Genomic DNA, 19,106 nt, shown 5'->3' with positions numbered 1-19,106 from the left:
GCGGGAAGACCCCGTCCGCACGGGCCCGCTCCAAGCCCCCGACTTCTCCTCTCTGGCTGGTCCCATGAACGATGTCACCGCCGTACCCGAGACCCCGCCGTTGAGCCGGGAGCGGTTCGCCGGGCTGCTCGACGCGGGGACCTCCGTCGAACGCCGCTGCCTCCTGTACGAGCTGACCGGCGGCATCCCGGGCTGGCTCGCCACGCTGGCCCCGCTCACCGACCCCGAACTGCGCGAACTGGCCCGCACCGGCCTGTTCCCCGGCCCGCTCCCCCAGCACGCCCGCGAGCCCGACCGGCTCGGCCCGGTCGAGCGTGACGTCGTCCGGGCGGCGGCCGTGCTGGGCGACCCGTTCGACCCGGCGCTCGCCGCCGCCGTCGCCCGCCGCGGGGCGGCCGCCGTGCTCCCCGCCCTGGACGTACTCGCCGAACGCGGGGTCATCAGCCCCCATACGGTCGGCACGCCGCTCTTCCGGTTCCGCCACCCGCTGCTGCGAGCCGTCGTGTACGCCCGGATCCCGCCCGGCGCCCGGATCGCCGCCCACGCGCGGGCCGCCGAGGTGCTGGACGAGACCGGAGCCGAGCCCGCCCAACGGGCCGTCCATGTCGCCCGGTCCGCCGCCCCCGGCGACCTCTCCGCGGTACGGCTGCTCGCCGACGCGGCGGACCATGTCCTCGGCTCCGCCCCGGAACGTGCCGTGGAATGGCTGCGCGCCGCCCGCCGGATCGCGCCCTTCGACACGCCGCCCGCGCTGCGCCGCCGACTCGTGCTCGCCCTCTGGCGGGCGGCGGAGCGCGTGGGGGACCACCGCCTGTGCCGCGAACTGCTGCCGGAACTCGGCGATCTGGAGGACGCCACGGCGGTGGCCGAGCTGCGCGCCCGTCTGGCCATCGACCTCGGCCGGCACGACGAGGCGCGCGACCTCCTCACCGCGGGCCTGCGGGCCGCCCCCGAGGACAAGGCCCCGCCCCTGCGCCTGCGGCTCGCCCTGCTGGCGGCCGTCCGCGGCGAACTCCCCGCCGTACGGGAGCTGCTGGCCGAGGACAGGGGACCGGAGGCGGCGGCCGTCGTGGCGCTGGCCGGCGCGGTGGCCGGGCACACCGCCGACTACCGCGCGGGGGCGGCCGCCGCGGCGGCCTTCCTGCGCGCCATGGACGCCGCGGCACTGGCGGAGCACGTCGAGACCGTCGTCCGGCTGGGCTGGGCGGCGCACGTCGCCGAGGACTTCTCCGCCGCCGCCGGTCTCTTCGCCCGGGGAGTCCGGGCGGCGCGCCGGGCCGGGCGGTCCGGTGCGCTGCCCCGGCTCCTGCTGGGGCACGCCTGCGCGCTGCTCGCCCTGGGGAGGCTGGCGGAGGCGCTGCGGTCGGCGGAGGACTGCGAGGCACGCGCGAGCACGCTGCACCGCCCCGACCTGGCCGGGTTCGCCCGGCTGCTCCGCGCGTCCGCCCTCACCTGGCGCGACGGCTGCCCGCGTACGGGGGCCGCGGCCGCGGCGCCGGCCACGGTCGAGCGGCTGTGGTGGGCCGTTCTGCCGCCCGAGGCCGGCCGCCGGCCGCCGGGGAACGAGGACCACGACGGCCCCGGCGGCTCCGGCGGCCCCGGCAGCCGCGACGGCGATGACGGCCCCGGCGGCCCTGGCAGCCCCGCCGGCCCTATCAGCCACGACGCCCCCGGCGCCCCCGGCAGCCCCGGCAGCCCCGGCAGCCCCGGCGGCCTTGAAGGCTCTGGCGTCCTTGAAGGCTCTGGGGCCGGCGTGCCGCGCATCGCGCCCGGGCGACGCGCGCGCGACCTGTACGCCAGGGCGGAGGCCGTCGACGACGGCCTCGCGCTGCCGCTGCTGCGCGAGGCCGCGTCCGGCTTCGCCGACCGGCGCATGGCCCTGTGGGAGGGCCACACCCGTCTCCTGCTGGCCCAGCGGCTGGCCCGCGCCGGGGAGCTGTCGGCGGCCGCCGAAGAGGCGGGGCGCGCCAAGGCGCTGGCGGTGGCGACGGGATCCGGCCGGCTGCGGCGGCTGGCCATCGACCAGCAGCGTGCGATCGGGGGGCGCCGGCCCAGGGTCGGCGCCGCCACCACGCCCGCGCTGTCGGTCCGGGAGTCGGAGATCGTCCGGATGGTCCGGCTGGGCATGCCGAACCGCGATATCGCGGACACCCTGGTGATCTCCGTGAAGACCGTCGAGGCCCATCTCACCCGCATCTTCCGCAAGACCGGCGTACGGTCCCGGACGGCCCTGGCCGCGGCCGCGGCGGGCGGCACCGCACCCGGCTGATCAGGGCCGTCCGGCCCGCGACCCCTGTGGCACGCGCGGGGCCTGCGCCGTCCAGTGACCGACGAGTGCCGCGTACGCCGGGCTGGTGGCGCTGAGTTCGGCGTGGCTGCCGAGGACGGGGCGCTCTCCGTCGAGGAGCAGGACGCGCCGGGCCCGGGCCGCCGTGGTCAGCCGGTGGGCGATCACGACGAGAGTGCCGGGACGGGCCGCGAAGGCGGTTTCCGCCACGGCCTCCGCCGCCATGTCGAGGTGGCTGGTCGCCTCGTCGAGGACCACGACCCGGGCCGGTGAGGCATACACCCGCGCCAGCGCGATGAGCTGGCGCTCTCCGCTGGAGAGCGTGCCGGCCGGGTCCGTCAGCTCCGCGTCGTAGCCGCCGAGGCGGGCGACGAGCTCCCGCGCCCCGACCGCCGCCACGGCCCGGTCCAGCGCGGCGGTGTCCAGGTCCGGCGCGAGATAGCGGAGGTTGTCGCCGACCGTGCCGGGGAAGACGTACGCCTCCTGGGGCAGCAGCGCCACCCGCCCCGGCCGGACCGGCTGCCCGGCCATCGTCACCGTGCCGTCGAGCGGCGTCTCGACCCCGGCGAGGAGTCCGGCGAGCGTCGACTTGCCGATGCCGCTGGGGCCGACGATCGCGAGATTGTCGCCGGAGGGGACGACCAGGTCCAGCCCGCGCAGCACCGGTGCGGCGTGCGGCCCGTAGGCGAATGTCAGGTTCCGGACCTCCAGGTCTCCCTCCCGCGGCACCTCGGCCACCACATCCTGAGCCGACACCGACACCGACACCGACACCGACACCGGCGCCGGCACCGGCACGGGATCGTTCGATACGCCCGGTACATCCGGTACGTCCGAGGCCGCGGCCAGCCGGCCGCTCAGGACGCGCAGTTGGCTCCAGTAGCCGGCGACCGAGCCGGTCATCAGCTCGAGGGCGGGCACCAGATACACCGTGACGTACATGACGGCGCCGACGACCGCCCCGGCGGAGACGCCGCCCCGCTGCACCAGCGCGGGTCCGGTCAGCAGGATCAACAGCACCGGAAGCCGGCCCCCGAGGAGGACGACCGGGGCGCGGACGGCACTGGCCCGCGCCACGGCGAGGGCCGTCGCGACGGAGGCGTCCGCGGCGTCCCGCACATCGGAGGCCGCCCGTTCCTCGGCACCCAGCGCCGTGATGTCCCGCCCGGCCGCGAGGACCTCGCCGGTGACGGCGGCCACCCGCTCCTCGGCGGCGAGATAACTCTGCCGGCGGCGGATGACCGTCCGCATGCTCACCAGGAAGACCACGACGGCCACCGCCAGCGGCACCCCGACCAGAGCCGCCAGGAGCGGGTCGAGCACGGCCAGGCCGGTGAGCGCGGCGACCAGGGTCACGGCCAGCGGCCGCGCCGTACGCAGCAGCGCCCCCACGATCCCGCGCACCGCCTCGACCTGGCCGGTCAGCCGTGCCACATCCGTCGCGTCAGCGGTCCGGACCCGGTGAACGGCGGCGTACAGAGTGCCGTGCACGAGCCGTCGGACGAGTTCGTCGCGCAGCGGTTCGACGATGTGGGACAGCGGCTCGAAGACGGCGCGCTCCGCGGCGGCCCGGAGGGCGTAGAGCACGCCGAGCAGGGTCAGCCAGGCGAGTCCCGTGGCCGGGCGCCCGTCCAGGAATCCCTGGTCCAGGGCGCGCCCCAGCACCCAACCGGAGGCCAGCGCCGGAGCCGCCTCCACGGCCGACCAGGCGGCGACGCGGAGCACCGGGGCGCGGGTGCCGCGCAGCGCGGCGCGCAGCAGGCGGAGCCCGGGGCGCCAGTCGGCGATCTCGGTCACGACGGCTCCTCCTCGACGGCGGACTCCTCGACGGCGAACACCGCCCGGTAGGCGGGGTCGGACCAGAGTTCGGTGTGCGGGGCCACCGCGCGGACGCGGCCGTCGGCGAGCCATACGACGAGGTCGCAGCGGGCGGCGGTGGTGACCCGGTGGGCCACGACGAGCCTCGTCCGGCCCGCCAGCGCACCCGTGACGGCCTCGCTGACCTCGGCCTCGGTGACCGTGTCCAGGCCCGAGGTGGCGTCGTCGAGGACGTACACGTGAGCGTCGTCCCGGGCCAGCGTCCTGGCGAGGCCGACGCGTTGCCGTTCGCCTCCGGACATCGGGGCGGAGTGCAGCGGGGTGTCGTAGCCGTCGGGCAGGCGCCGGACGAAACCGTCCGCGCGCGCGAGGCGGGCGGCGCGTTCCACCGCCGCGCGGGAGGTGTCCGGGCGGCCGTACGCGATGGTGTCGTGCAGCGTCGTCCCGATGAGCAGGGGGCGCTCGAAGGCGTAGGCGACGGCGCGGCGCAGCTCGGCCGCGGTCAGGTCGCGCAGGTGGACGCCGTCGAGGAGCACCTCGCCCTCGTCCGGTTCGGTGAGCCGGCCGGGCAGGCCGGCGAGCAGGCTCTTGCCCGAGGCCGTCCGGCCCACGAGGGCGACCGAGAGGCCGGCCGGGACGTCCAGGTCGACGCCGTCCAGCAGGGTCTCGCCGTCCCGCCGCACGGTGACCTTGCGCAGGCTCAGCGAGCCACGGACACCGGCCGGGCCCCCGGCGCTCCCCCGGCCGTACACCGGGGGCGGGACGGCGAGGGTGGCCGCCACCCGATCCGCGGCCGCCCTGGCCTGGGCCAGCGTGAGCAGCGCCTCGATCTGCCGCAACGCCTGGAAGGCGAGTTGGAGGTATCCGGCGACGGCGAGCAGCTGTCCCGGCGACAGCCGGCCCTGGGTGACGCCGAGCCCGGCGATCGCGAGCACGAGTGCCTCGGTCAGCGACAGCAGCAGGCCGAACTGCCAGACGGTGCCCCGCTGGATCCGCCACATCCGCCGGCCCACGGCCGACAGCTCCGACAGCGGCTCCAGCACGCGCGCCCGCTCGGCGTGGAGCGTGTCGGAGGCCCGTATGGTCCGGGCGCCGGAGAGCGCGGTGAGAAGCCGGTTCGCGATCTCGCCCTGGGAGGCCAGATACGCGGAGTGGGTCTCGGTGACCCGGCCGATGAAGCGGCGGGCGACCACGACCGCGATCGGGGCCGCCAGGCTGAAGGCCAGGGCCGAACGCCAGTCCGTGGTCCACAGCCAGGCGAGCGCCACGAGCGAGCCGGCCAGCGTCACCGTCCACTGCGCGAGGGCCACGGGCACCATCCCGGCTTGCACGGCCGCCTGGGTGACCTGGGTGACGGACTCACCGTGCGGCTGGGGCCGCCTGGCTCCGAGGCCGATGAGGTGCCGCGCGAGGCGCATGCGGAGCCGGCGGGCGTCGCACGCGGCGCCGAAGGTGCCCAGGGGCATCAGGAGGGCCTCGCAGACCCCGCCGACCGCCACCACCACCGCCCACTCCACCGCGGGACCCGGATCGCCCGACCCGCGCAGGACGCCGTCCACCGCGGCCGCGAGCAAGGCGGGGGTGAGGAGGACGGTGGCGCTGTGCAGCAGCATCAGGGCGGCGAGGAGAGCGAGTCGGCCTCGGCTGTGCCGTACGGAATCCCACAGCAGACGGCGGCCGGAGGGGGCGCACGGGGCGGACGGGGAAGGCGGGGCGGGTGAGGCGGCGGGAGGCTCAGCCAACGGGCTGCCTCCCTGCGTCGATGGCGCTCTCGCGTCCGGTCTTCTCGGCCTGCTCGGCCTTCTCCCTCTTCTCGGTCTCGTCCGACTTCTCGGTCTTCTCCAATACGCGGGCGGCGACCTTCAGGATCGCCGGCAGGCCGGGCATGCCGGACGGGCTGACGGTGCCCCGGTGGGCCGAGACGGCGGGGCCCATGGGCACCAGGTGGTACCCGTCCTCCTCCAGGAGCCGAAGGTTGCGCCGGACCGCCGGCCGGAGCAGGGCGTTCTCCGGGATGCTCGGTGCGATCAGCACCGGTGCTCCCGTGCACAGGACGGTGGTGAGGGCGAGGCTGTCGGCCATGCCGGCCGCGCACTTCGCGACGAAGTTGGTGGTGGCCGGGGCGGCGATCACGAGGTCCGGCCACTCGGCCAGCTCCTGGTGGGGCACGACCCCCCGTTCGGTGGGCCAGTCGGGCCCCTCGACTGGGGCCTGGGTCAGGGCGGCCAGCGCGTGCCGGGACACGAGCCGGTCCGCGGAGTGGGTGAGGCAGACGCGGACGGACCAGCCGTAGCGGAACCGCAGGGCCAGGACCCATTCGGGAAGAGCGGTGACGCCGATGGCGCCGGAGGAGACGAACAGGACGCGTCCCCGCTCGAGCGTCACCCTGGGCAGCCCCCGTGGAGGGGCGGGGCGCTCGGCGGAGACCCGCGTCGCGCCCTCGTCCTGCGGTTCCGGCACGGTGGTTCCTCTCAGCCGATCGGAGATGTGTACGTCGGGTCGGGCTGGGTGGGGTCGGGTGCGGCTCGGCGCGTCAGACGTCCGTACGCCCGCAGGTGCCGTCGCACGTGACGCCGCCGCATGTGCCGAGGCAGGTGAACCAGCAGATGGCGGCTGTCTCCTCCTCGCTGGGCAGGAGTTGCAGCGCGTCGAGGTCGGTGTCCATGCGTTCTCTCTCCTCTGTCGGTGGTGTGTCGTGGTGTGTCGCCGGTGGTGTCCCGCCGGCTGCCCGGGGTCAGGACAGCGGCATCCAGGGCCGCGGCCCGCCGTGGGCGAGCCTCAGCAGGAAGTGGATCGGCCCGCCGAGGCCGGTCTGGTGGTCCGCCCGGACCGTGGAGCCCGTCTCGTCCGGGATGAGGAGCAGGCCGTCCCGGACGGTGTGCCGCTGGTACAGCACGGCGGCCAGGTCCTCGGCCCAGCGGCGGTACGGCCCGTCGGGGACCGCCTCCGCGAGGTCGAGCAGGAACTCGCCGTCGCCCGCGAGCCCGTGGCAGGCGGCGGTGGGTGAGGACCAGCGGACCCGGTGGACGGCCACGGCAGCCTCCCGCGCCGCCCCCAGGAAGGAGTCGTCGCCGGTGGCCAGAGCCAGCCCCAGGAGGAACGTGCCGACTCCGGAGGAGCCGCTGCACCAGTGGTAGAGGAGTCCGGTGCCGGGCGGCTGCGCCGCGTCGGAGCGCCATCGGGCACCCCAGGGGCCGCGCTCCGCCTCGGCCACCAAGGTCCGCCCCGCGGCGGTCGCGAGGTCGGTGTACCGGCGGTCCCCGGTCTCCCGCGCGGCGTACAACAGGAAGGCTCCGACCCCGGCCACACCATGGGCGAAACCGAGGTGGCGGGCACCGGCCAGCGCGGAGTCGCAGTCGTCCGGCACCGGCCACCACACGCCCCGCGAGGTGGTCTCCGCCACCGCCACCAGGCGGTCCGCGCACTCCACCGCGCGTGCCAGGAACTCCGCGCGCCCGGTGCGGTGCCAGAACCGCAGGTGGGCCAGGCCGGCTCCGGCCACCCCGTGGCACACGTCGGGGTTGGGCCAGGACACGGGTACGGACAGGGCGAGCCCGGTGGCGCGGTCGGCGAGGCCGGTGTCACCGAGGTGGCGCGCGGCGTCGTACAGCGCCCAGGCGGTACCCGAGCGGCCGAAGTACAGGCCGGGAAGGGCGCGGGGCGCTTCCGCGCTCCTGGCGTCGGTCCAGTCGGCGACCCGCGCGATCGCGTCGCGCAGACCGGCCCGGTCCAGCAGTTCGTCGGCGCGGACGAGGGTCGCCAGGACACCCGCCGCCCCGTGCTGAACGGCGCACGGGTCGGCCTTGTCGCCGAAGGGCCCGGCGGGCCACAGCCGCTCCGCCCCGCCGGCCGGGTCCGCCATGCCCCGCAGCACGTACGTGAGCCCGTCGTCGACGAGCCGCAGCCACTCGGCCCGCCCGGGCGGCCGCGCGACATCCGCCGCGGCCACCGTGGCCGACACCGCGGCCGTGGCGGGGGTCCGGGAGCGCCCCGGCTCGCGCGGGCCGTCGAGGAAGTCCAGGACGCGCCCCACGGTCCAGCGCCGCGCCGGGTCCTCCCGGGTGAGGCCGAGCACGGCAGGCGCCAGCAGCCGCGCGGCGGGCCGCTCGCCGGCGACCGCGTCCAGCAGCCGGCGGATCCGCTCGCCATGCGCGCGGCCGACCGGTCCGCCGGCCCGTCCGCCGGCCCGTTCGCCAGCCCGTCCGCCGGCCGGCTCGTCGGCCCGTTCGCCGACCGGTCCCTCGGCTCGTCCGCCGGCCGCGAAGACCGGCGCGACGCCGGTGGCCAGGTAACACAGCACCGCGCCGAGCGAGTAGAGGTCCGACTCCGGGCCGAACGCGGGGCCGTAGCGCGGTCCGGCCCCCTGCTCCGGGGAGGCGAAGCCGGGTGTCATCGCCCGGGTGGTCCACGTGCCGGGGGCAGTCGCCCACTCCGGGTCTATCAGCACCAGCCGCCGCTCGGGGGTGACCATCACGTTGTTCGGCGTGAAGTCCTGGTGGACGAGGCCCCGGCGGTGCACCTCGGCGAGCAGCCGGGCCAGGTCCCGCGCCACCTCGACGGCCTCGGCGGGCGCCATCCCCCCGTCGTCCGGCGCCTCCACCACGCGCGTCCGTACCCACCGCGCGAGCGGTTCCCCGTCGACCAGGCCCTCGACCAGGAAGGCATGCCCGTCCTGGTCGAACTCGTGCACCAACTCCGGGCAGACGCCGGCCAGGCCGGACAGGTTCCGGGCCTCGCGGCGCAGCAGCGCCCGGGCGTCCTCGCCGGTCAGCCCGCCGCCCACATGAGCCCTCGCCTGCTTGACGACCACCTCCCGCCCGGTCTTGCGGTCCAGCGCCCGGTAGACACCGCCGCGCGCGGAGTGGCGGATCGCCTCCCGCACCTCGAACCGGTCGGCCAGCAGCACCGGCCCCGGCTCGGCCGGAGGCTTCGCCGCCCGCCCCGGGGGCCCGTCGAGCGGCAGGACCGCCCACCCGGGCGGGGCGAACCACGCCTTGCGGTGGTCGGTCACCAGGGTGCCGTCGGGCGCCTCGATCCGCGCCTCGTAGGAGCCGTCGTCGGTCAGCACCGGCTTCCCGAGGAAGGCGCCGTACCGATAGTGGACCAGGCTGCCCTTGCGGTACGGGCGGTCGGAGAGGATCGCCGGACCCGGCAGCCCTGCCGTCGCCGCGTCCAGCTCCTCGGCCAGCGATCTGAACCGGTCGTCGTCGCGGGGGTACGCGGTGATGATCTTGCCGCACTGGGCGCGGTCGCAACCGGCCGACGTCATCTCGTCGACCAGCCGGACACTTCCGGCGAACTTGAAGGCGCACCCCGCGGCGACGAGCACCTCGGCCGCGCGGTGCAGAACGTGCGGCACCGACAGCGGTGTCGCCGACACATGGAGCTTCCAGCCCTGGATCCGCGCCCGATGGGCCGGCGGGCTGACGTGACACCAGGTGTCGGTCTCCTCGAACGTCCAGTCCCCCGCGTCCAGTTCGGCGAGGACGGACCGCACGACGCTGTGCAACGGGAAAGTGAGCACGGAACGGCCTTCTGCCTTCTGTCCGGTTCGATGGGAGGCGCGGATCGGCGCGGCACCCATCGTGTCCGCGCGGCGCCGGCCTCGACATCGGGGGAATCCCCACAACGCCGCCGCCCACGCCGAGCGGCCCCCGGAACCGCGCCGACGGCGCGACCCGCCACCAGCCGGTCAGCCACCAGGGGAAGACGAGCGGCCCACCTGGACCCGGCTGACCACGCCGGAACAGGTCACGGCCGGTCCTTCCGGCCGCGTGCCCGCCGGAAGCGCTCCAGGCCCTCGGCGAGCCCCACCACCGGGTCGGGGTAGTCGAGCGCGGCGCGATCGGGTCCCGGCAGCTTCCAGGGCTCATGCACCGCGGGGGCTCCGACGCCCTCCAGCTCGGGCACCCAGCGGCGCACATACGCGCCGTCGGGGTCGTACCGCCTGGCCTGGGTGACGGGATTGAGCACCCGGTTGGGCCGGGTGTCGGTGCCGGTTCCGGCCACCCACTGCCAGTTGAGCTGGTTGTTGGCCACGTCCCCGTCGACCAGCCAGTACAGGAAGTGGGCGGCGCCGACGCGCCAGTCGACGTAGAGCGTCTTGGTCAGGAAGCTCGCGGCCAGCAGCCGGGCGCGGTTGTGCATCCAGCCCTCGTGCCGGAGCTGCCGCATCGCCGCGTCGATCACCGGGTAGCCCGTACGGCCCTCCTTCCACGCCTCGATGTCGGCCTCGGCGGTGCGTCCGGTGCGCCAGCGGTCGTGTCTGGTGCGGTAGTCGGCGCGGGCGGCGCCGGGGCGGGCGGCGAGGACCTGACGGTGGAAGTCGCGCCAGGCGAGCTGCCTGACCAGCGCCTCGGCACCCGGGCCGCCGTGGCGGCGGGCGCGGTGGACGAGTTCCACCGGGGACAGGGTGCCGAAGTGCAGGTGCGCGGAGAGCCGGGACGTGGCGTCGGCGGCCAGGTCGTCGCGGGTGTCGGCGTAGGTGTCCAGGCCGTGCCGCCAGTAGGCGGTCATCCGCCTCCGGCCCTCGCTCTCCCCTCCGGCCGGGAGGGCGGGCGAGACACCGGTGACCTCGCCGCGGGCGGGCAGCGGCTCGCCCATGACGGCGTCGGGGACGCGGACGCGGCGCGGGGCGGCCACGGCAGCGCGCAGTGGGGCCCGGGCCCACTGCCGGTAGTACGGGGTGAACACCGCGAAGTGGTCCGACGAGGACGGCGTCACCTCACCGGGCGGCACGGCCACGGTCACCGCGTCGTGGACGAGCAGGCGGCGCCCCTCGCGCTCCAGGGCCCGCCGGAGCCGCTCCTCGCGCCGCGTGGCGAAACGGCTGTGCGCCGCCGCCATGCGCACCTCGTCCGCGCCCGCCTCGCCCGCCACCCGGCACACCTCCTCCACCAGGTCGCCGGAGCGCACCACGAGCCGTCCGCCGCGCTCGCGCAGGGACGCGTCGAGGTCGGCCAGGCAGTCCGCGAGGAAGGCGCCGCGATTGGGGGCGGCGAACCCCGCCGCCGCCACGGCGTCGTCGCGTACGAAGAGCGGGATGACCGCGTCGGCGGCCTCCAGCGCCGCGCGCAGCGGCGGATGGTCGTGCAGCCGCAGGTCGGAGGTGAACAGGACGACCGGGACGGGCATGGGTCTCAGTTCCCCTCCGGGGGACGGCGGCGGCCGGCGCGGACGGCGGAGTCCCCAGCGGACGGGGCCGCTTCACCGGACGGGGCCGCTTCGGGCCCGCCTCCCGGCCCGGCATCGGCCGGCCGGGGGGCGGGCCGGCGCTGCCGCCGCGGGCGTTCGGCGGCGCGGACGATGTTGCGGGCCATGCCGCCGAAGACGACGGCGTGGAACGGCGAGGCGCCCCACCAGTACAGATGACCGAGCAGTCCGCGCGGGTGGAACAGCGCCCGCTGCCGGTAGTTCGCGCCCCCGGCCCCGTCGTCGTCGACGTGCATCTCCAGCCAGGCCAGGCCGGGCAGCCGCATCTCGGCGCGCAGCCGCAGCAGCCGCCCGCGCTCGATCTCCTCCACCCGCCAGAAGTCCAGCGAGTCGCCGGCCCGCAGCCTCCGGGCGTCCCGCCGCCCCCGGCGCAGGCCCACGCCGCCGACGAGGCGGTCGAGCCAGCCGCGCACCGCCCAGGCCAGCGGGAAGGAGTACCAGCCGTGCTCCCCGCCGATGCCCTCGACGACGTCCCACAGCACATCCGGCGCCACCTCCGCGTGGCGTTCCCGTACGTCGCCGTAGAGGCTGCCGCCGGCCCAGTGCGGGTCGGTGGGCAGCGGATCGCTCGGGGCGCCCGGCACGGAGGCGGACGACCAGCGGGTGGCGACCTGCGCGTCGCGCACCCGGCGCAGCGCCAGGACGACCGCCCGGTCGAAGTCGATCGGATGGCCGGGCGGGGCGGGCACATACCGCTCGATGTCCCTGTCCCGGCACACCACCTCGTGGCGCAAGGACTCCGTGAGCGGACGCGCGATCGAGGCCGGCACCGGGGTCACCAGGCCGATCCAGAGGCTGGACAGGCGGGGCGTGAGCACCGGCACGGGGATGATCCGCCGCCGGGGCAGCCCGGCCACGGCGGCGTAGCGGCGCATCATGTCGAGGTACGTGAGCACCTCCGGGCCGCCGATGTCGAAGGCCCGGTGCACCTCGGGCGGCAGCGCCGCGCAGCCCACCAGGACGCGCAGCACGTCCCGTACGGCGATCGGCTGGATCCGGGTGCGCACCCAGCGCGGGGTGACCATCACCGGCAGCCGCTCGGTGAGGTAGCGCAGCATCTCGAAGCCGGCCGATCCGGAGCCGATGATGACGGCGGCGCGCAGAACGGCCGTCGGCACGCCGGATCCGAGCAGGATGCGGCCCACCTCGGCGCGGGACCGCAGGTGCGGCGACAGCTCGCGCTCGGGCACGCCGGCCGGAGTCAGCCCGCCCAGATAGATCAGCCGGCGCACGCCCGCCCGCCGCGCCCGCTCGCCGAAGACCCGCGCCGCCTCCCGGTCGGTGCGCTCGAAGTCACGGCCGGTGCCGAGCGCGTGCACCAGGTAGTAGGCGACGTCCACCCCCTCCATCGCCGCCGTCACCGAGCCGGCGTCGGTGACATCACCCCGTACGACCTCCACCCGGCCGGCCCACGGCTGATCGCGCAGCTTGCGCGGCGTACGGACCAGGCAGCGCACCCGGTAACCGGCGTCCAGCAGCTCCGGCACCAGCCGGCCGCCGATGTACCCACTCGCCCCCGTCACCAGACAGGTCGCCACCTCACGCCCCGCCGCCCGGTCCCCGGTCTCCGCCATGACCACCTCACCGTCCGGCCGCACGCTCCCTTCCTCCCACCCTGCCGCCGGCTCACCCGGAGGCGCCCCATGCGCGCGGCATTCGGGTGAAGTGTTCCGGGCGGACAATATCTGTGGTCGCGGAGTGAGAATTCGACGCAGCGCGCGCTGAACATTTCTGAGACAACAACGGAGCGTAATGATTCAGCATGTGCAGCCGAATATGCCGTGCTACTGTCGATGCCAGTTGCAGTTGTGGTTCCCAAAAACTACAGGCGCCCCCACTGACCTTCCAGGCCGATGGGAGCTCCTTTGTATTTCCGGTCACTTTCCGGACGGGGTAATCATCGCGGCGACGCGGAGCCCGCGCAGTGCGGAGTTCCGGACACTGCCCCGAAGGAGATGTGACACATGGCTACTGGCACCGTGAAGTGGTTCAACGCGGAAAAGGGTTTCGGCTTCATCGAGCAGGACGGTGGCGGCGCCGATGTGTTCGCCCACTACTCGAACATCGCCACCCAGGGCTTCCGCGAGCTCCTGGAGGGCCAGAAGGTGAGCTTCGACGTCGCCCAGGGCCAGAAGGGCCCGACGGCGGAGAACATCGTTCCCGCCTGACGCCGACGCGCACGTTTCCCGACGGGGCCCGCACTTCGGGGTGCGGGCCCCGACTCGTTCCGTGGCAGTGCGCGGTTCCCCGTCACGCCACGCTCACCGACCCGGCCGGCCCCGCAGGCCCGGCCGGTCTCGCAGATCCGGCCGGCCTCGCAGACCCCCGCGGACCCGGCCCGCCTCGCGGACGAATCACGCCGCCCGTTTCAGCGCCTCAACCGGCGAGCATTCCCCCTCCGGCCGAATCTGCTCTCGAATTGTTCGGCCTGTTCCTGGGATTCTCCGCCCTGCCCGGCGCCGCGGGGAATTCGGCTGCGGTGCGGCCGAGGCTGGCCACGGTGGTCGGCGAGATGTCGAGCGGCGGTCCGCCCTCGACGCGGCGGCCTGGAACCCTTCTCGTTCAGGGCTCTCGCCCATTCCCTCAGGAGGCACACTTTGACGCCGCTCCAAACGACGCCGCGCCCGGCGCATTCCGCCGACAGGACTGTGGTCGACGCCATGGACGCGCCCGGCCCGCAGGTCTGGGACGACATGACCGTGGAGGTGGCCTTGTCCGTCATGGCCGGCGCCCGCTCCCGGTACCTGCTCGTCCGTGACGAGGACGGCCGGTGCACGGGCCTGATCGGTCAGGCCCAGCTCACCGTTGTCCGCGACAACCCCGCGTACACGGATTGGGTCCGCCTGCGGGACGTCCTCGGCGACAGCGGACCGTTCACCTCGCCCATGGCCACGATCGTCGAAGCGGAGCGCACGATGCGGCACGGGCGGCTCGGGGCCCTGCCCGTCATCGACGAAGACGGCTGCGCCGTGGGCGTTCTCGCCCTCTCACGCTGATCCGCCCGGCCGCCGCCGGTACCCCGTGAAGCAGAAGCGTCGGCCCGGCTCGGCACCCCCGCACCCCGGTAACCGCCTGGAGAGGCGGAAGCCGAGACCAAGACGGCCTTGAGGGCTCGACCGGCGCGCGCCGGTCGAGCCCTCAAGGCGTTCCGCGTCCGGTCGGCAGGACGTCGTCTCCCGGCCCGACCAGGGGTGCGTACTCATGAGGCATGACTCATGAGTCGGAGTAGCTGAAGTCTCCAACGGTCCAGGCGCTGACGTCCTTGATCGCGACGCGGTACATCCCTCCCGTTTCGGGGATCCCCATGCTGCCTTGCAGGATCCGGGCGACGTGAAAGTGCAGATGCGTGGGCGGCTCGCCACGGCCGGGCCGGTCCCGCGTCTCGTCCGCGGTGAAGACACCGGAGAAGGGCCCGAGGCGGTCCGAGTCCCTCAGGATCTCCGACACACGCTGCCTCCACACGGCTTCGGGAGCCAACCGCCCGGTGATGACGGCGCCGCCGGCGACCACGGTCAGGGACATCTGATTGCTCTGCTCGGACTCCACCATGGCGGCCATATCGACGAGCAGTTCGTCAGCGTTCGACATGAGAGCCGATTTTATTCATCGATCCGGCCGCCTGTACCCCACTGGACGCGGCGGCGAACGTGCCGATGCCCCCGCCGGGGCGCGGCCCCTGAGCCGGCCGGGCGACCAGGCGCACGCCCGCCGGTACGGACCGCAGGTTACCGAGGGCCCGCACAGAACAAAATCTATGCTCGCCAGAGTAGACATTGGGCCGCGGCCTGGCTAAGGTTTCTCTCGTAGACAGAGTCGAGCGAGACCCGGCAGAGACGAACTGGCGGGTAGAAGTACATGAAGTTCGCAGGACCGGTGCGGCTGCGGAGTCGCGAAGCCAGGTTGTCTTCAGGAGGGCGACGGGACTGGCGGCCGCACCGGGCAGTACTGAGTGGATGACTCGGCAAAGAAGAACGGAGGAAGCGAACGCCATCAGGATCGCCCGGGCCCAGGAAACCGGCCCGGGTACCGCAAGACCCCGGATTGGAAGGTGGTCCCCGGTCACGCAGCCGCGATCCCCGCGATCCCGCCCCCCGTGGGCGGCGTAGCGGAAAACAGAAGGTCGGCACAGCAGTAGGGCCGACAGATGGTGTTGAATTTCCTTCGGGGCCCTGGTGCGCACGGCACCAGGGCCCCTCGACGCGTTGCTCAACGAGGTGAGAATGACAGCAGACAATCCACTCAGCGATCGTCTGGACGACGACGACTACCCCGCCTACACCATGGGCCGGGCAGCAGAGATGCTCGGCACCACCCCCGGCTTCCTCCGCGCCATCGGTGAGGCCCGCCTCATCACCCCGCTCCGCTCACAGGGCGGGCACCGCCGGTACTCCCGCTACCAACTGCGGATCGCCGCCCGCGCCCGCGAACTCGTCGACCAGGGCATGCCGGTCGAGGCCGCCTGCCGCATCGTCATCCTCGAGGACCAGCTCGAGGAAGCCCAGCGCATCAACGAGGAATTCCGCCGCGCCGCGGCCGAACAGCACAACAGCTCCCCATGAGCCCCGCCCGGGCACAGCCGGCCCCGCGGAAAGGAAGCGGAGCCCTGACAGAGCCGGAGAGCGACCCCAGGGGGGCTCAGCACCACGACCCTCGTCTCCTACCCGACCGACACCGCCTACGGGTAGCCGCCTACCGCGTGGCCCCCGGGGTCGGCGAGGGCCGGACATGAGGGGCCGGGCTCGTGAGCGCCCGCCCGCCCCTCGCCCACAATTCGCCGCTCACAGCGGCCAAGCGGTCAGCAAATCACCTGGGCCGTAGGCGGCATCGAGCCCTGGGCAGTCGACTCCGCCACGCGAGACCGCCGCGACTGGAAGAAGTTCGTCGGTGAGGGCGGCCCGGTGTCGATGGAGAGCCGCCAGGTCGTGCCGGTCGAAGGACGACTGCTCCAGCCACTTGATGGAGCCGACGAACATCAGCTCCTTGGCGATGGGGGCGCGGTCCGCCCCGACAATGTCGATCTCAACGTCGTTGGTGCGGGTCCAGTAGCCGCCCACCGCGGGCGCCGCGGGGAGCCGGTCGTCCGGCAGTATCCGGGCGAGCGACTCGCGGATGAGCGGCTCGATCGCCCGGCCGCGCCAGCTGGTCCAGCTCTCCCGGATCCGCGCCAAGGTCAGATCGCCCCGCCCCCGCTCGATCTCCTCCATGGACGGACCGAGCAGATGCAGCCAGAACCGCAGGTAGGGATCCGTCACCCGGTAGCGGCGATCCTTCGACGGACGCAGCGATACGGGCAGCTCCGCGGCCACGATCCGCTTGTCCGTGAGCAGCTCCAGAGCTCGCTGCAGCGGCGTAGCACCGATCCCGCCGGCCGCACGGGCGATGTTGGTGAAGGTCCGCTCGCCACTGCCGATAGCCGCCAGCACCGTACGCGCCTGGGCCCGCGGGGGAAATTCGGCAGCCAATGAACGCTCGGCCGACACCAGCAGGGCCGAGACCGGATCGTTCAGCGCCTCGCCGAGGAAGTCCCACAGCCCCGCGCCGTGCGGCCACTCCGCGCAGATCAACGGCAGCCCCCCGGTGACCAGCGCCGCGTCGAAGGCTTCCGCCGGTTCCAGCCCGAGCATCCTCCCCACCTCGGCGGGGTTCAGCGGCCCGAGCACCATCTCCCGGCCTCGTTGGTGGAAGGGCCGCCCGTAGCTGTTCAGAGCCTCCATCATCGAAAGATCGGAGCCGATGAGGACCAGCAGCACCGGCTTGGTCTCCAGCACCCGGTCCCAGGCCCGTTGCAGCATCCCCTCGAAGGCGCCATCGGCATCCATCAGGTACGGCACCTCGTCGATGACCAGCACGCTCGCCCGGTCGGCGGGCAGCGCCGCGGCCAGCACATCGAACGCGGCATCCCAGCTCTCCGGTCGCGCGGCGGCCACCAGCGGCGCCAGCGGCAGCGTCGATGCCTGGGCGTCTCGGGCCAGACGTGTCAGATCATCCCTGAGGGACGCACCGGTCGCCGCGTAGAACAAGAACGGGGCTCCAGAGCGCTCCGCAAACCGCTCGACCAGTCGCGACTTGCCCACCCGGCGCCGCCCACGCAACATCACGCACCGACCGGGCCGCTCCCCGCCAACCCCTGCCGCCACCTTCTGCAGCTCTCGCTCCAACGTAGCCAGCTCCTGCCGGCGACCTACAAAGTCCACCATGCCACCAACCTCCACCCTTGTTAGTAACAGTCATGTCACTAACAAAGAGGTTAGTGGATGGCGACAGCTCGCGCCATTTGCCCTCCACCCCGCAAGGAAGAGGTGGAGAACAACGGAGAGCGGAAGAGGCAACGGGCAACCGCGCCGAACACCGATTCCCGAGGCGCGCCTCGTGCCAAACTCGCTCTCGGATGCGAAGCGGAACCGTTCCGTCACAAGACGTGTTTGCCGTCGGTGTTCGCGTCGCCCCAGTGAACGACGAACGAAGCTCCCCGCGAGGGCGCAGGGCTCTCGCGGTCGCTACTCAGGGGGGTTACCAATGAGCAGTACTTTACGTTTCGGCCCGGAACTTCGCCGTTTACGACAGGAAGCAGGACTGACTCTGACCGAGTTCTCCGTGGCGCTCAACTACGACAAGGGGCACCTCAGCAAGGTCGAGCGCGGGGAGCGTTCCGCGTCCCCCGAACTGGCCCGGCGCTGCGACGCCTTCCTCGGCGCGAACGGCGAGCTGCAGCGCCTGGTCGTCCGCCCCGCGACCGGCGCGGACACCACCCAAACCCCCGCCACCCCGAGCCTCCGGCTCGTCAGGCGCCGGGAGGTCCTCGCGGCGGGTACGAGTGCGCTGATCGACCTCGGTCTGCAACTCGGCAGTCAGCCTTCCTCCGCCGCCGACCCCCTCCTCGCCTCCTTCCGCGTGCAGTTCGATCAGCTACGGAAGCTCGGCCAGTCCACCGCGCCGAAGGCCCTGCTCCCCCTGCTGGAGACACAGACGCGCACGGTCGCCGCGCTGGCCGCCGACACCCCGTCCGCCACTCGGGCCCCTGCGCTGCTGCTCGCGTCACGCTTCGCGGAGTTCACCGGCTGGATGGCCCAGGAGGCCGGGGACAGCGGCGCGGCGCTCGGCTGGACCGGTGAGGCCGCCGAACTGGCGCGTGCCGGGGGCGATCCGTACCTCGCTTCCTACGCACTCGTGCGGCGCGCCCTGGTCACGTTCTACGGCGGGGACGCGGCGGGCACTGTCGCCCTGGCCCGACAAGCCCAGAGCGACGGACTCCCGCCGCGCATCCGGGGGCTCGCGGCACAGCGGGAGGCGCAGGGCCACGCGCTCGTCGGCGACGAACGCGACTGCCTCAGCAGCCTCGACAGGGCGCGAGAGCTGCTCGACAGTGACGACGCCCGCAACGGCGCCGAGCCGGTGATCGGCACCACCCATGTGAGCGATCCGGCGGCGATGACGACCGGCTGGTGCCTGCACGATCTCGGTCGTCCCAAAGCCGCGGCCGAGATCCTCGACCGGGAGTGCCGCCGCCTCCCACCGCACGCGCTGCGCACCCGCGCCCGGTACGGCGTCCGCAGAGCCTTGGCCCACGCCGCCTCCGGAGAAGTCGATCACGCGTGCGCGATCGCCGGGGAGCTCCTGGAGGTGATGGCGGCCGTGCCCTCGGCAACGGTGAACAGCGACGTCCGGTATCTCGCGCGAGAACTCTCCCGCTTTCGGAGCAGCCAGGCCGTACGCGATCTGCAACCGGCGCTGGCGCGGGTACTCGCCCCCGCACACGGCTGACACCGACACCGGTACCGGCTCGAGCCGC

General features: G+C 74.1%; 14 protein-coding genes. 5 read left to right on the top strand and 9 right to left on the bottom strand.

Annotated elements, in window-relative coordinates; translation table 11 throughout:
- Positions 1 to 64: 64 nt before the first annotated feature.
- A complete protein-coding gene (locus tag BBH68_RS18885; protein ID WP_065963995.1) occupies positions 65 to 2,269 on the top strand; it encodes a helix-turn-helix transcriptional regulator in 2,205 nt (734 codons plus the stop codon).
- Here the strand turns inward: BBH68_RS18885 and BBH68_RS18880 are convergent, their stop codons facing one another.
- From BBH68_RS18880 to BBH68_RS18855, 7 genes are all read right to left on the bottom strand, one after another.
- Positions 2,270 to 4,084 carry an ABC transporter ATP-binding protein gene (locus tag BBH68_RS18880; protein ID WP_158080303.1) on the bottom strand — a complete coding sequence of 605 codons (1,815 nt, stop codon included), beginning with the start codon at positions 4,082 to 4,084 and terminating at the stop codon, positions 2,270 to 2,272.
- On the bottom strand, positions 4,081 to 5,847 hold the full coding sequence (locus BBH68_RS18875; protein WP_141713022.1) for an ABC transporter ATP-binding protein: 1,767 nt from the start codon (positions 5,845 to 5,847) through the stop codon (positions 4,081 to 4,083). Before BBH68_RS18875 ends, BBH68_RS18880 begins: the two co-directional genes overlap by 4 nt.
- Complete coding sequence (locus BBH68_RS18870; RefSeq protein WP_065963994.1) at positions 5,840 to 6,565, bottom strand: flavoprotein; 726 nt, start codon at positions 6,563 to 6,565, stop codon at positions 5,840 to 5,842. The genes BBH68_RS18875 and BBH68_RS18870 overlap by 8 nt, the downstream gene beginning before the upstream one ends.
- A gap of 73 nt (positions 6,566 to 6,638) precedes the next feature.
- A complete protein-coding gene (locus tag BBH68_RS42770) occupies positions 6,639 to 6,770 on the bottom strand; it encodes an ALQxL family class IV lanthipeptide (RefSeq protein ID WP_211301783.1) in 132 nt (43 codons plus the stop codon).
- A 69-nt stretch (positions 6,771 to 6,839) separates the two neighbouring features.
- Positions 6,840 to 9,629 carry a class III lanthionine synthetase LanKC N-terminal domain-containing protein gene (locus BBH68_RS18865; RefSeq protein WP_065963992.1) on the bottom strand — a complete coding sequence of 930 codons (2,790 nt, stop codon included), beginning with the start codon at positions 9,627 to 9,629 and terminating at the stop codon, positions 6,840 to 6,842.
- Positions 9,630 to 9,856: 227 nt separating this feature from the next.
- Positions 9,857 to 11,239 (bottom strand): cryptochrome/photolyase family protein, encoded by a 1,383-nt coding sequence (locus tag BBH68_RS18860; RefSeq protein WP_065963990.1) that lies wholly within the window; start codon positions 11,237 to 11,239, stop codon positions 9,857 to 9,859.
- Between the two features lie 5 nt (positions 11,240 to 11,244).
- Positions 11,245 to 12,891 carry an SDR family oxidoreductase gene (locus BBH68_RS18855; RefSeq protein WP_079151080.1) on the bottom strand — a complete coding sequence of 549 codons (1,647 nt, stop codon included), beginning with the start codon at positions 12,889 to 12,891 and terminating at the stop codon, positions 11,245 to 11,247.
- Positions 12,892 to 13,281: 390 nt separating this feature from the next.
- Here BBH68_RS18855 and BBH68_RS18850 point away from each other — a divergent pair, with 390 nt between their 5' ends.
- Positions 13,282 to 13,485, top strand: coding sequence for a cold-shock protein (locus BBH68_RS18850; protein WP_065963989.1), 204 nt, complete (start codon positions 13,282 to 13,284; stop codon positions 13,483 to 13,485).
- Between the two features lie 429 nt (positions 13,486 to 13,914).
- On the top strand, positions 13,915 to 14,313 hold the full coding sequence (locus BBH68_RS18845; protein WP_065963984.1) for a CBS domain-containing protein: 399 nt from the start codon (positions 13,915 to 13,917) through the stop codon (positions 14,311 to 14,313).
- 217 nt (positions 14,314 to 14,530) lie between these two features.
- On the opposite strand, the gene BBH68_RS18840 is transcribed toward BBH68_RS18845, so the two are convergent.
- A complete protein-coding gene (locus tag BBH68_RS18840) occupies positions 14,531 to 14,905 on the bottom strand; it encodes a hypothetical protein (protein WP_065963983.1) in 375 nt (124 codons plus the stop codon).
- 632 nt (positions 14,906 to 15,537) lie between these two features.
- On the opposite strand from BBH68_RS18840, the gene BBH68_RS18835 reads away from it, so the two are divergent.
- Positions 15,538 to 15,876 carry a MerR family transcriptional regulator gene (locus BBH68_RS18835; protein WP_065963979.1) on the top strand — a complete coding sequence of 113 codons (339 nt, stop codon included), beginning with the start codon at positions 15,538 to 15,540 and terminating at the stop codon, positions 15,874 to 15,876.
- 219 nt (positions 15,877 to 16,095) lie between these two features.
- Here the strand turns inward: BBH68_RS18835 and BBH68_RS18830 are convergent, their stop codons facing one another.
- The gene (locus tag BBH68_RS18830; RefSeq protein ID WP_065963977.1) at positions 16,096 to 17,514 is read right to left on the bottom strand and encodes an ATP-binding protein; all 1,419 of its coding nucleotides are present in this window, start codon (positions 17,512 to 17,514) and stop codon (positions 16,096 to 16,098) included.
- Positions 17,515 to 17,911: 397 nt separating this feature from the next.
- Between BBH68_RS18830 and BBH68_RS18825 the strand changes: the two genes are divergently transcribed.
- A complete protein-coding gene (locus BBH68_RS18825; RefSeq protein WP_483855354.1) occupies positions 17,912 to 19,078 on the top strand; it encodes an NsdA family TPR-like regulatory protein in 1,167 nt (388 codons plus the stop codon).
- The last annotated feature ends 28 nt before the right edge of the window (positions 19,079 to 19,106 follow it).

It is taken from the genome of Streptomyces sparsogenes, from assembly GCF_001704635.1.
Taxonomy (GTDB): Bacteria; Actinomycetota; Actinomycetes; order Streptomycetales; family Streptomycetaceae; genus Streptomyces; species Streptomyces sparsogenes.
The sequence above is the reverse complement of the archived record's forward strand: the minus strand, read 5'-3'. Positions and strand labels throughout refer to the sequence as shown.